9 protein-coding genes and 1 pseudogene are annotated in these 13,392 nt (G+C 32.9%); 7 read left to right on the forward strand and 3 right to left on the reverse strand.

Annotated elements, in window-relative coordinates:
• Positions 1-121 precede the first annotated feature (121 nt).
• Positions 122-982: an N-acetylmuramoyl-L-alanine amidase family protein gene (locus C564_RS0129070; protein WP_018767845.1), complete on the forward strand. Its 861-nt coding sequence runs from the start codon at positions 122-124 to the stop codon at positions 980-982.
• A 542-nt stretch (positions 983-1,524) separates the two neighbouring features.
• On the opposite strand, the gene C564_RS0129075 is transcribed toward C564_RS0129070, so the two are convergent.
• Together C564_RS0129075 and C564_RS0129080 are read right to left on the reverse strand one after the other, a co-directional pair.
• Complete coding sequence (locus C564_RS0129075) at positions 1,525-4,095, reverse strand: ABC transporter permease (protein ID WP_018767846.1); 2,571 nt, start codon at positions 4,093-4,095, stop codon at positions 1,525-1,527.
• Between the two features lie 17 nt (positions 4,096-4,112).
• Positions 4,113-4,859 carry an ABC transporter ATP-binding protein gene (locus C564_RS0129080; RefSeq protein WP_002130391.1) on the reverse strand — a complete coding sequence of 249 codons (747 nt, stop codon included), beginning with the start codon at positions 4,857-4,859 and terminating at the stop codon, positions 4,113-4,115.
• 490 nt (positions 4,860-5,349) lie between these two features.
• On the opposite strand from C564_RS0129080, the gene C564_RS0129085 reads away from it, so the two are divergent.
• The 5 genes and pseudogenes from C564_RS0129085 to C564_RS0129110 form a co-directional block, all read left to right on the forward strand.
• On the forward strand, positions 5,350-6,057 hold the full coding sequence (locus tag C564_RS0129085) for an IS6 family transposase (protein WP_018767847.1): 708 nt from the start codon (positions 5,350-5,352) through the stop codon (positions 6,055-6,057).
• A gap of 1,199 nt (positions 6,058-7,256) precedes the next feature.
• On the forward strand, positions 7,257-8,489 hold the full coding sequence (gene hemA, locus C564_RS0129095) for a 5-aminolevulinate synthase (RefSeq protein ID WP_018767849.1): 1,233 nt from the start codon (positions 7,257-7,259) through the stop codon (positions 8,487-8,489).
• The gene (locus tag C564_RS0129100; protein ID WP_018767850.1) at positions 8,486-9,397 is read left to right on the forward strand and encodes a DMT family transporter; all 912 of its coding nucleotides are present in this window, start codon (positions 8,486-8,488) and stop codon (positions 9,395-9,397) included. The genes hemA and C564_RS0129100 overlap by 4 nt, the downstream gene beginning before the upstream one ends.
• A gap of 371 nt (positions 9,398-9,768) precedes the next feature.
• Positions 9,769-10,428: an L-serine ammonia-lyase, iron-sulfur-dependent subunit beta gene (sdaAB, locus tag C564_RS0129105; protein WP_018767851.1), complete on the forward strand. Its 660-nt coding sequence runs from the start codon at positions 9,769-9,771 to the stop codon at positions 10,426-10,428.
• A 141-nt stretch (positions 10,429-10,569) separates the two neighbouring features.
• Positions 10,570-10,989 (forward strand): annotated as a pseudogene (locus C564_RS0129110) (helix-turn-helix domain-containing protein); the annotation flags it as partial.
• Between the two features lie 669 nt (positions 10,990-11,658).
• On the opposite strand, the gene C564_RS0129120 reads toward C564_RS0129110, so the two are convergent.
• Positions 11,659-12,819: a tyrosine-type recombinase/integrase gene (locus C564_RS0129120; RefSeq protein WP_018767854.1), complete on the reverse strand. Its 1,161-nt coding sequence runs from the start codon at positions 12,817-12,819 to the stop codon at positions 11,659-11,661.
• A gap of 353 nt (positions 12,820-13,172) precedes the next feature.
• Between C564_RS0129120 and C564_RS32940 the strand changes: the two genes are divergently transcribed.
• On the forward strand, positions 13,173-13,392 hold a 220-nt coding region (locus C564_RS32940; protein WP_033794912.1), incomplete at its 3' end, for a helix-turn-helix domain-containing protein.

Genomic DNA, 13,392 nt, shown 5'->3' on the forward strand with positions numbered 1-13,392 from the left:
ATTAAATTAAAAAAGATTACATTTTTGTTACAAAAACTATTGATTATATTTAAATATCATAATATAATTCTGTTTGTGGAAATAAAAACTAAAATTATTCATTATTTGGGGGATATGGAAAATGAAGAAAGCTATTTTACCAGTTTTAATGTCTGCAATGTTTGTAGTGCCTGCAGTATCTCATGCTGAAAACCAAGAAGCTGTAAAACAACTTACTCCAAAAACAGAACAGGCAATGCAGAAAACAGGGTGGGTAAAAGAGGGAAATACATGGTATTTCTATGACCAAAATGGTGTGAAGCAAACAGGTTGGATTGAAAATGGGAATTTTTATCTAAATGCAGATGGTACGATGAAAACTGGATGGCTACAAGATAAAGGGAAATGGTATCACTTTGATGAAGATGGACGTATCACTTTAAAATTAAAAACTATTAATGGAAAGACATATTACTTTGGTACTGAAGGGGTTATGTCTACTGGATGGATAGACTTTGGTAGATCTGATGCAGTATGGCGTTACTTTAATGAAGAAGGATCTATGGTTACGGATTGGAAAAAAATTGATGGTAACTGGTATTACTTTGATAGCAACGGATATATGGCTACTGGATGGAAAAATATCAATGGAAGTTGGTATTACTTTAACGAAGATGGAACTATGATTAAAGACTGGAAAAATATCAACGGAAAATGGTATTACTTTTATGAAGAAGGTAGCATGGCTACAGATTTTGGTACTATGAATGGAAAAACGTATTACTTTGACGATAATGGAGTCATGTCTACTGGATGGGTATATTTTGGTAACTCCTACGGTGGGCAATGGCGTTACTTTAATGAAGATGGTTCTATGGCTAGAGATTGGAAAAATATCAATGGAAGTTGGTATTACTTTAATGATCATGGATACATGGCAATAGGGAAACATTTTATCGATGGGAAATGGTATTCATTCAAAGATAATGGCGTTATGATGTAACAAAAGGTCTTTTAAACTGAATATATGACACCAGATATCTATTTTAAGATATTTCTATACTAAGAAAAGACACCTGTGCGGGTGTCTTTTTTGTGTGTTATCCCTTCTTATTAATCTAGAAAAAATAACGTCTTTAAGAATAATGGGTAGTAAATATTCTTAAGTTGATGGGCATGGGGTCCCGCCACATTGCCATCAAGCTAATTTTCCAAAGTACCCTCTAAACGAAAAATTTGTGTTTGTTATAAAACCGACATTCATTTTTATCGTTTTGGGGAACAACTAATTTTTTTAGTTAATGGACACATGGTAGGTGCCAAGTTGAACGTTGATTTTTAACCTTTAATACTGGTCTTGCTATATTTTCTCATAAATTAACACATATACAACATCTACTCCCTTTATATCTATCTATACCTTTTGCTATTGGTGTGTAGTACAGAAATAATAGTGTTGTTTAATTTTGTTCTCCAAAAGACAATAACCTCCTATTTGGTAGGAGGTTATTAAAGTTATTTAAAACTCAATCTGATAAGTTTAAATTAAGATGATAATTCCTTTAATGTATCATGTAATTTAAACTTTCTAATTTGATATGCAGCAATTAACCCTGCACATGTTCCCAATAATATACTAACTATGACCAAAGATAATATTTGTAGGTAAGGAATATCTACTATCTTTAAATCCAAACTAGGTAACACAATATAACTAAATATAATTCCACCAAACGCTGCAATAATGCTTGCTATTAATCCTAAAAAAGTCCCCTCTAACCAAATAATTTTTTTCATTTGTCCGGGAATTGCACCAACAGCTCGAATCATACTTATTTCAGCACGACGTTCATATATACTTGCTATAATTGCATTCATTAAACCAATACCAGAAATCACAAAAATAATACCAACTAATAACCGAATCAATAGTAACATTTGATTTAACAATGTTAGCTGTTCCTTTAATAAATCTGTACTATTAATAAGTTCTATATTAGTTCCATTCTTCATAACTTGGTTAACTTTCTGTTGTATTTCATTAATATTCTTATGAGAATCTACTATTATTTCTATAGATTCATAACCTGTTATTTGGAAGTTCTTTTTTGCCCATTCCTCATTAACTAGTACCCCCATGGTACCTATTTGTAAATTTTTTTCCAATATAGACACGATCTTAATAAGCTGTGGTTCATGCCCCTGTGATTGAACCTTAATTTTATCATTCAATTTTATTCCTAAGTAATCGGCAGTCCTCTTTGAAATAACCCCTTCACCGTTTTTAAGAGGTTCCTCTAAACTTTTTCCTGATACTACTTTTATTTTTTTTATCTGGTTAAACACAGTTGAATCTATACCGGAGACTTCCATTCTTTCGGGATTAATATTATTTTTCCGCACAAAGTCATACCATTCTGAATCAGATTTTTTAAAATCGTAATCAACTAATTTAGATTTTGTATCCGTTGCAATAGCTGCTGTATTTTGTACACCTTTAATTTGCTTTATTTTTTCTAACCATTCAAAAGGAATATGTTCATTTGCTCGACCTAACATTGGTACCCGAATAGATAAATCGGCTGGCATGCTTTTCTTTATCCCTTGCTTCATACCTTCCTGCATTGAATTCATATACATACTTCCCACCAACGCTAACATAAATCCAAAAGACAATATTGCAACTGAAATCGCTGCTTTTTGTCTATTACGTATCACGTTTCGACTACTTATGGAAGTTTCTATACGAAAGACGCGCTGGAAAGGTTTAGTTATTATTGGTGTAATAACTCTAATGATGAACGGTATAGCAAACAATAAACCTATTACAAATAAAAATGCTCCTATAGGTCCAATATTTACTTTAATTAACTTCTCTAAGAAAGTTGCACAAGTTCCAATGACAATACCAACTATCGCTACAAAGAAACTAATTATACTTATTTTCTTTTCCTTTTTATTGACAGACAAAATCACAGGTCTAAAAGCTTCTACAGGTGGAATTTTTCTTATAGACATCGCTGGAATAATAGACCCTATAATAGACATCATAATTCCTACAATAAAAGTTGAAATTAATAGGCCCCATGAGATTATAAAAGTCTCACTATCAACAGTTGCCCCTCCTATCCACCTATTAATCAATCCTGATACTAAACGATAAAATAAAGTACCCATTGTAACTCCTATTAAGGAACCTATACTACCAATTATTAAAGACTCAAGTAGGACTACACCTATTATTTGAACAGATCCACTTCCAAGGGCACGTAATAAGGCCCATTGTTTAAGACGATCACGTACAGATAAGAAAAAGCTTCCCATGACTAAAAGGGCCACAACAAATAGGGCAACTCCACCTAGTCCCCAGATTAAAGGTTTCATTACATTTAAGCGTTCAAATGCTTTATCAACATATAAACGTTGATCAATTTTCACGCCATTTAACACGCTTTTTATTTCCGAAACTAAAAAGGCTTTTTCATTAGCATTAGCCGCTTTTATTTGCACTAAATTATATTTATTTTTCAAATTCAATTCATTTTGTAGCCACTCAATAGGAAAGAATGCAGTTTGCTTCATTGCAGACATTGTTGGTGGATTAATAATACCAACTACTGTTACTGTTTTTTTATTAAAAGGTGGAAAAGGCATTTCAATTTTTTCACCTAATTTAATCCCATTTTTCTCTACATAGGATTTTGTAATCGCAACTTCTGCCCCTTTCTCTGGATATCTCCCTTGATCAATCTTATAAGCACGGATTTCAGGTGAATTTGGTTCGACTCCCCAATACGCCGGTTGGTTTGAAATTTCCGATTTATTAGGTATTACATATGGTATTAATACCTTTGATACAGTTTTAAGGTTTTTAATATTTTTTATTTGATCTACTTCTTTGTCATCTAAATATTGATCATTTTTCATATAACCGAATTGCAAATTGTAGTCACCGTAATTGTTCTTAACTTGCTGTTTTACTGTTTCTTCGACAGAATTATTTCCTAGTAACAACATTGTGGCTAACATAACACCTAAAGCTGTACCAAGGGCAATAAGTGATGTTCTTAATCGGTTTTCCTTAATTGATTTTATAGCATATTTGAAAATCCACATTTTCAAAACCTCCCATTCTATTGAAAGTGTGTGTTCATTATTTCTTGAATACGCTTAACTTTCTCTGAAATCTTTTCGTTCGTTTCCTCGTATTCATGAATTATTAAACCATCCAATAGAAAAACAACCCTGTCCGCATGAGCTGCTACAAAAGGATCATGTGTTACTACAACTGCCGTTTGATTTAAGTCATCACAAGCATTCCTAAGTACAGTAATTATATTTTTACTATTTTCAGAATCTAATGCTCCTGTCGGTTCATCTGCTAATATAATTTCAGGATCATTAGCAAAAGCTCTAGCAATCGCTACTCGTTGTTGTTGACCTCCAGAAAGTTGAGAAGGAAGATTTTCCTCCTTGCCTTCTAAACCAACAATTTTCAAAAGTTTTTTTGCTTGATTTGTGGCTTTTTGTTGTTCGACATTATCCAATAATAAAGGAAGGGTAACATTTTCTTCCGCATTAAAAATAGGTATTAAGTTAAACTGCTGAAAAATGAATCCTATTTTCCTTCTTCGGAATAGTGCCAATTCTTTTTCATTCATCATTGAGATTTCTGTATCCCCTATTTTAACTTCTCCTTTTGTCGTTTGATCTATCCCCCCAAGTAATTGCAACAAAGTAGTTTTACCTGAGCCACTCGCACCCATGATACATAGGAATTCTCCTTGCTTTACTTCAAGATTTACCCCTTTCAGGATGTTTATCATTTTCTTTTCAATGAAAAATGATTTCTCTAAATTCTTAACTTCTATAATCCCCATAAATGTCTCCCTATATTAGTATTTATAAAACAACAGGTATCTATTACTTTCTTCTTAATGAAAAAGTAATAGATACCTGTTGTTTTATAGTATATTAAGGTTTAATTAGCACTCTACTTATTCACCTGGTGTACTATCTTTGCAAATACCACCAACTACAGTGTAGGAGTAGTTATTTAACCAAACTTCAAAACCACAGCCTTTTACTACGTCAAAAGCATTTCTGAATTCGTCAATTGTTAGGAAATAATATTTTTCGCAAATAATTGTTCTAATTACTTTTTTTAGTTGAAATTACATATTTTATACCATAATATTCCTTATGATATAATACTATTAAAATATATTCAATAATATTTTTGTATTTTTTGACAATTTTCTACACCTTTTATATTTCTGGTTCCGGTGCAAAAACTTCAAGATACATGCAAGTAACCTCTAAATCTTGGACATACTGATACTATTACTCTAAAAAAGGTGTGTGATCGGTATGAAAAAGGAAAATTTGTTCAAATGGAAGCATTATCAACCTGATATGATTTTATTAACTGTGAGATGGTACCTACGGTACAACCTCAGTTTTCGTGATTTGGTAGAAATGATGGAGGAACGAGGTTTGTCTATTGCTCACACCACCATTATGCGTTGGGTGCATCAATATGGACCTGAATTAGACGAAAGAGTACGACGTCATCTTAAGACGACAAATGATTCCTGGAGAGTCGATGAAACGTATGTGAAAGTAAAAGGTCAATGGATGTATTTATATCGCGCAGTAGATTCTGAAGGAAACACCATTGATTTTTATCTAAGTGAATCAAGAGATAAACAAGCAGCCAAGCGCTTTTTCAAGAAAGCCTTGGCTGCTTCTCATATTTGTAAACCTCGTGTTATAACAGTAGACAAGAACCCAGCCTATCCCGTAGCGATTCAAGAGTTAAAAGAAGAGAAACATATGCCTGAAGGCATACAAATAAGGCAAGTTAAATATCTCAATAATATAGTGGAACAGGATCACCGTTTCATTAAGAAACGTGTACGTTCTATGTTAGGATTCAAGTCATATGAAACAGCCACTTCTATATTGAGCGGCGTTGAAGCCATGCATATGATGAAAAAAAGACAACTTAACCTACAGGTGAAGTCTGCTCAAAATGAAGTTGGGTTCATACATAAGTTGTTTGGAAGTGCATCATAATCTGTCATTGAATAGGCCATGTAGGTTCTATATCTCTATCAAATGGTTTTTGCACCAGAACCATAATTAATGTTCAAAGAAATATAAATTCCTGTTCCTGGATCAAAAAGATAATTTCCTATATTTTCATTCACATAGTTAAAATTCACTTTCAACGCCCCTTTTCCAATATTAATTGATAAATAAGAAGATAAATTGGAACAAAGAGAGACTCTTTTTCGGGAGATGGGCATAGAAACCTATATATGCAAATCCCCCTTACAGAATGCTCTTAACTATATAGTCTATTTATTGTTTAACAGGCTTTTCACAATATTTTTTTGCAATTGGGCATACGGCAACCATTCGTTACTTTTAGAGCCGCTCAAGAAAAATAGACTAAATAAGCCTACTTTTTAGTTTTTTTGTATTCGGTAAAGTGAAATTAAAGTTAGAAATTACGTGTTCGGTAAAGAAAACTACTAATTTTTTATTGAATAACTATACCGAAGTCACATTCTGTATAGTAAAACACCTTAAAAACTATAAAAATTGCGAGTGGCTCCAAAAAGAAGGAATGGTTGCCATACCTCTAGTAGCCAACGGCTACTAAAATAATATCTTTTTTAAATTGTTTTCCTTTAAAATATCTCATTTGTGATTCTCCTCGCTCTGTTTTGCAAAAGTTTAGCTTACTTTTAAAAACTTTGCAACAGAACCTATAGTTGCATAATAAGTACTCCCCAATCGCTTATCTAGTTTGATGTTAATCAACTTTGCAACAGAATTCTAAAAAGTTATATTGATAAAAAATAAGAAAATTATATTTATATTTTATTCTAAAGGTATTGTTTTATATGGATTTTGTAAATCATTACAATGATTCTTTTAGAGGAAACTAGTCTTTGCTTATAATATTTAGCTTAATATGATCATTTTTTAATGATAATTATCTGTTTTTTATTGATAAAATTCTAAAATATAGTTTTATTTTCAAAAAATTGTTATTATTTATTTGAAATAAATTATATCAACTTAAAGACATTTGAAGTTTTAAAAAAACAAAATTATGAAAATATGCATGATTTTGTTTTTTGTTTGGTTTTATTATATTTTCTCGATATAATAAAAAACAATTATTTAACAGTTTTCCTTAATTTTTATGAAAAAATATCAAACTGGATGAACTGTAAACTATAACTATACTTGGAGGAAAAGTCATGTATGCAAAAATTATTGAAAATAAGCTCGAATCTTTGAAAGAAAGCGGACAATATCGAGAATTTGTTACAATTAATCGGATGCGTGGCCAATATCCTTTAGCACAATTGAATGGCCAGAAAGATGGGCAACCAGTTGTCGTTTGGTGCAGCAATGACTATCTAGGAATGTCTCAGCACCCAATAGTTACCGAAGCAATGCATGATGCAATTCGAGCGTTTGGTGCTGGTTCAGGCGGATCTCGAAATATAGGTGGTACACATTATCATTACGCTGCACTTGAATCTTCACTTGCGGAATGGCATGGTAAAGAAGCCGCATTAGTTTTTCCTACAGGATATGGCTCGAATGATGCAACATTACAATGTTTACTTCGTCTATTTCCAAATTGCATAGTATTTTCTGACGAACGAAATCACGCTTCAATTATTAATGGTATACGTAGCACTCAAGTCGAACGAGCGATATTTAGACATAATGATGTTGACCATTTGGAAAAGTTACTTGCAGCTCAACCACATGATCGAGCAAAAATTATTGTGTTTGAATCAGTATACTCAATGGATGGCGATATCTCACCGATTCAGAAAATTGCGGATCTTGCAGATAAATATAACGCTTTAACATTTCTTGATGAAGTACATGCAATCGGTATGTACGGTCCTCGCGGAGCAGGAATAGCTGCTGAACTAGGTCTTGTGGATCGATTGGACTTTATTCAAGGAACAATGGCAAAAGGTATTGGAGTAATCGGGGGATACATTGCAGCTTCATCATTACTAATTGACGCTGTTCGTTCTTTTGCATCTGGTTTTATTTTTACAACATCCTTACCACCAGCTGTTGTCGCAGCCTGTCATGCTAGTGTGGAACACTTAAAATCTTCAGATAACGAGCGGAACGCTCTACACCAAAAAACTAGCATGTTAAGAGAAGCACTTGCTCAAGCAAATATTCCGATAATGGACTCAAGTGAAACGCATATTCTCCCTGTACTGATTGGTGATGCAAAAAAATGTAAAGCTGCTGCCCAACGTCTACTTGAACAACATCACGTCTATCTGCAACCTATTAATTCACCAACGGTTCCTGTCGGCACAGAACGCTTCCGAGTTAATGTTACACCAAATCACACTGAGGAGCAGATAGCACAACTGGCCGTTGCATTAACAGAAGTTTTTAATTATTTCGATATTCCTTTCGCACAGCAAAACGAAGTGTTACACGTATGACAATTTTTATGTACATCTTCTGCTTAATAGTTTGGGGATTAAACTTTATTGCAGTAAAAATACAAGGTACTCCTGTAAGCCTTGAATTGTCATTAACCTATCGCTTGGTAGGGGCTGCACTAATGTTTATTGTCCTCATGTGCGTGGTACGTCCAAATGGTAGGCCTTCTCGTAAAGATGTTTTCCCCCTTGTTACTTTTGGGGTATGTAACTTAGCTCTAAGTTACTTGTGTTTATACTACGCGACAATTTGGATTTCTGCTGCACTAGTAACGCTGCTGTTTTCACTGAAGACAGTTCTGACACCAATTGCACTTCGTATATTTCTAGGTGAGCGTCTTCATCCTCGAATTCTAATAGGGGGAATAGTTGGTATTGCAGGTGTTTCTATATTAGTTTATCCATTACTAACACAGGGCTCTAGTACAAGTGATCTAAAAGGAATAGGCCTCGCATTGTTTGGAACTATACTTACAGCTATTGGTGACGCAGCTTCCGCTCGAAATGCACGACGTGGTATTAATGCTGTTTATTCGAATAGTGTTGGCTTTGTTGTGGCTTCGATACTTTTACTTGCTGTTTGTACCTTTCAGGAACAGAACTTTACACTACCAACGTCCGTTTCTTATCTTGGAGCTTTGGCATTTTTAACTGTATTTGCTTCCTTTGGGGCATGGATGTTCTACCTCAAGCTAGTAGAACGAATCGGTGCATCAGTTAGTAGTTATATGGTGGCACTTTTTCCGGCAATAGGTGGGGTTGCCTCTGTTGCGATTGGAGATTCTACACCTACTCTCTATTTACTGTTCGGATGTTTATTTAGTTGCATTGGAGCAGCAATTGCACTAGGATTTCGCTTACCATACAGGAGTCGGAATGTTATGAGAAATGAAAGCCCAGGGAATTAAAAAATTCCCATGGGCTTTATTTATAAAATATAATACTGTTTCCTTATAGTATGAACAGATCTACAGGATTTCTAGTGTAATTGTAAATAAGGCATAACTACCTAACAAATTGCATTCTCTATTTACTGATTTTTTAAATAAACATGATCGTTCACCTTCAATAATGATAAATAAATCAATACATCTTTTTATTAAAAATTATTGTTAAAAATATCAAAAAACTCTTTATATTGAATAGATATCTTAATAAACGGATGGATCGCTTATTATAATCCGTATTTTCATTACCTTTCAGTTATGAAATATTTTCTTAATACAAAAACATTTTATTAATGCATCCCTACTACTAATAGTAAGGAGAAAGGATAATCATGAAATATAAATCAGTATTTGATATTATTGGTCCTATTACTATTGGAACACCTAGTGCTTATGGAGTAGAAGCAACAAAGATAGGACATATTGTTCGTCAGCTATTTTTAAAGCCTCCAGAAAAAATCGAAATTTCTTTATATGGGGCATTCAAAAAAACTGATTGCACTTTTGGGTCAGACGTAGCACTTGTTGGTGGTATTTTAGGCTTTGAAATGGATGACTCACTATTCTCTAATGCACTTACAATTGCAGCAGAAAGAGGAATTACAGTTAATTGTATAGAAGAGATTGCAAAACCGTCTTATCCCAATACAGTAAAGATTACTTTATACAAAGGTGAAGATAAAATTGAGATGATTGCTTGTTCGATTGGTTGGGGAAAAATCAAAGTTATTGAGATTAATGGTTTTGATTTGAATTTAAATAAAACAAGATCAGCTCTTCTTATTATGAACAATGATCATTTTGGTACCATTTCGTCTGTAACTTCTATATTAGCAACACGTAAAATTAATATTAATATGATACGTGTATCGCAAAAGGAAAAAGGAAAAATATCTCTATTGGTAATTGAAACTGAGGAACTATTAAATCATGAAGTAATTGAGGAAATTAAAGGATTACCAAAGATTTATCAAACACTAGTCTTAAGTTAGACAGTTCTATCAGCATGTCCAGGTTTTTGAGATTAGTTACATAAGGCATATAGTTTTTGCATCAGAACCGGAAAAGACGACTGAAATGAAGTGCACCCCCAATTGTTAGACACAGTTTAACAATTGGGGGTGCACTTTTTTATGGCTAAATTTTCTTCGCAAGACAAAATACAAGCGATGCGACGGTATTTAGATGGGGCTGAAGGTGGAGGAACAATTTCTACATCTGTAGGTGTTGATGCTAGTGAGCTCTATCGATGGATTAAAAGATATGAATCTTTAGGTGAAAAAGCTTTTAAAAAACGATATACATCCTACTCTTCCGAGTATAAACTAGATGTACTTCATTATATGAATGAACAAGGGACATCTATCAGGGAAACAGCGGCGCTTTTCAATATTCCTTCTTGCGAAACACTTCGAAAATGGAAAGTAGTTTATGAAACAGGAGGATTGGATGCCCTACAATCAAAGAAAAAGGGGCGTCCATCCATGGAAAAGAAAAAAACAAGTACAACTAAAGGACAAAGTGTAGTAGAAGGTTCAATAGAGGCCCTACAAGGGGTCACTATACATGCCCATCAACTTAAGAATTTTTTAATGCCCCCAAAACGAAAAAATGAGCTGACTTTTCAGAGTAACTATCTGTAGAGAAAGAAAATTTTCATTTAGGGGGTACTTCAAAACCTTAGCTTGATGGTGATGGGGTAGTACCAGCGTTCTTACAACTAGGAGGATTATAAAATCTTTTTACTGTTACAGGATTCATAGAAAAAAACATCTATCCAGTAACTAGAACTAAGGAACCGCTCCTATATCTATTCAGAAGCGGTTCTTTAGTTCTGGTCCATTTATCTGGGGTTATAATTATACCACTTGCCTACTTATCTTATAGCTTTTGAGAATATATCCACACATGTCGGCATATATCTTAAACACAATAGATATGCGAAAGGGTGAGAGTGTGATTTCATCATATTCGGTAAGATATATTTTAATAACGGGTAATACTTTTATAAAAAAAGTAATCACTGTATATGCATCCTCTGAGTTCTTTGCTATTGAAAAAATCAAAAAAGAATTAGCACGCCGTTTTTCTAACCCTACAAAAATTGAAGTCTATACGGTATAGATACTTAAAAACAATTAAAAAGAAAGGGAAAGGAGAAAGGATGGAATAATATCGATTTCATCCCTTTTTATTTCGATTTATTATATATTAATTACATATTAAAATTCATCTTCACCAATTAAATTCCCCGCATCATTATCTTTGATTAAACGTTGCTTTAAATAATTTTCTTTTGTCGTTCTATCATCTTTATGACCTACTGTGGCTGCAATAAGATGTGGTGGTAACTCTTTGTAATCGTACAAGTACTGTACATAAAAATGTCTAAAGAAGTGAGGGGTTATCCGAATGTCTTTCGTAAACGGGAGACCCGTATCCTTAATAATCTTTGTAATGTACTGAGATAAATAATTTTCTCGATATGCTGTATGATTTTTGGTTTGAAAGATAGTACCACCATTTTTATTGCCTATATTAGTAGGAAGTCGTCGGCGTATACGAAAGGCAACAATACGATTAAAAATCTCCTTATTAATAGAAACAATCCGTTCATTATCTCCCTTTGTATCCACTGTTAAATAGTAACGTCCACGTATAGCATCATACTCAAGACCTTCCCACTTTGCATGCGCAACTTCTGCAACACGTAACCCTGTTGTCGCAAGAATAGATAATAAAGCATAATTAATCTCGTTATCCTGGTAATAGCGAAGTAACTGCTTTACTTCTTCATAAGATAAATCTCTCTTTGGTTTATGATGCTTGCCTACTGTGGTACTCAATACTTCTACATGGAGTGGCTCTTGAATATATCCGATTTCATATAGCCATTTTAAATAGGATCGAATTACACCTAATTTTCTACTTATAGTTGATGGTTTGTATTTCTCCTTGGATTGATAGGAAATAGCCTCTTCTGACAACCACCTCTGATAGTTACGAATGTGACGTTTTCGTAGATTCCTCCATACACAACCATCCTCGTAGTCTTTTACATCTTGCTGCAGAAATTCTGTACTTTGTTTGATGAAAAAATAGAACTGGCTTAAATCACGTGCATATAGAGTCCTGGATGCATCCTTTATACGTTTTTCTTGATCAAAATGTGTTTGCCGATTTAAGTAGTAGTACAATATTTCTTCATCTGAAAATCCCTCATATGTATATGAATCTTCTCTTTCATTATTTTCCTTTTTAAATTCAGCTTCATTTATATAATCAAGATTCCATAATGCAATTATGTTTGCGAAATTTTGTTTTTGTTTCTCTATGTTTTCTAAAGAAGTTTCACTATGAATTGTTTTCAATTCAAATTTCATTGTCATTCAACTCCTTATTAATTCCTTTTATATCTATCATTATAACTGAATTACATTCAAAATTATTTACATAGTAAGATTAAATTTCATAAAAATGAAAGTTTAATATGCCCATAGAAAACCCCCCATTTTCTATGGTTATTATGTGTTTACTTTTATTCATTCTTACTCATTCGGTTTATAATATAATAAAAATGAATTTAATTATAAATTATATCCCGTTATTAGATATCTATTTAAATAGTTTACTTTTTATTTATGTTATAATAAATTTAAATTATCTTTTTTATAAATTATAATTTACATAATAATATTATTTCTTATATATAAATGGAATATTAGGGGGAACGTAAATGCTTAGTACATATGAAATAAATATGACCACGAATGAAGTAAAAGAGTACTTAGATATTAGTCACTTCACATTTAATAATTTGATGAAACAGGGACAACTAAATCCAATTAATAAGGATACATGGCGTTTAGATGGAAGTTTTTTATTTAAAAGAGAAGAGGTAGAGAAATTAAAAGAAGAACTTGAGGTAGAAGGAATTACTTTATATCAAGCAAGCA

The sequence above is a fragment of the Bacillus sp. 105MF genome (assembly GCF_000374885.1).
In the GTDB taxonomy this organism is placed as follows: Bacteria; Bacillota; Bacilli; order Bacillales; family Bacillaceae_G; genus Bacillus_A; species Bacillus_A pseudomycoides.

Excerpts from the sequence above, each read along its gene's own strand:
- sdaAB (WP_018767851.1), top strand. The coding sequence starts at position 9,769 with ATGAAATATAAATCAGTATTTGATATTATTGGTCCTATTACTATTGGA.
- C564_RS0129070 (WP_018767845.1), top strand. The coding sequence starts at position 122 with ATGAAGAAAGCTATTTTACCAGTTTTAATGTCTGCAATGTTTGTAGTG.
- C564_RS0129100 (WP_018767850.1), top strand. The coding sequence starts at position 8,486 with ATGACAATTTTTATGTACATCTTCTGCTTAATAGTTTGGGGATTAAAC.
- C564_RS0129120 (WP_018767854.1), bottom strand. The coding sequence starts at position 12,819 with ATGAAATTTGAATTGAAAACAATTCATAGTGAAACTTCTTTAGAAAAC.
- C564_RS0129075 (WP_018767846.1), bottom strand. The coding sequence starts at position 4,095 with ATGTGGATTTTCAAATATGCTATAAAATCAATTAAGGAAAACCGATTA.
- hemA (WP_018767849.1), top strand. The coding sequence starts at position 7,257 with ATGTATGCAAAAATTATTGAAAATAAGCTCGAATCTTTGAAAGAAAGC.
- C564_RS0129085 (WP_018767847.1), top strand. The coding sequence starts at position 5,350 with ATGAAAAAGGAAAATTTGTTCAAATGGAAGCATTATCAACCTGATATG.
- C564_RS0129080 (WP_002130391.1), bottom strand. The coding sequence starts at position 4,859 with ATGGGGATTATAGAAGTTAAGAATTTAGAGAAATCATTTTTCATTGAA.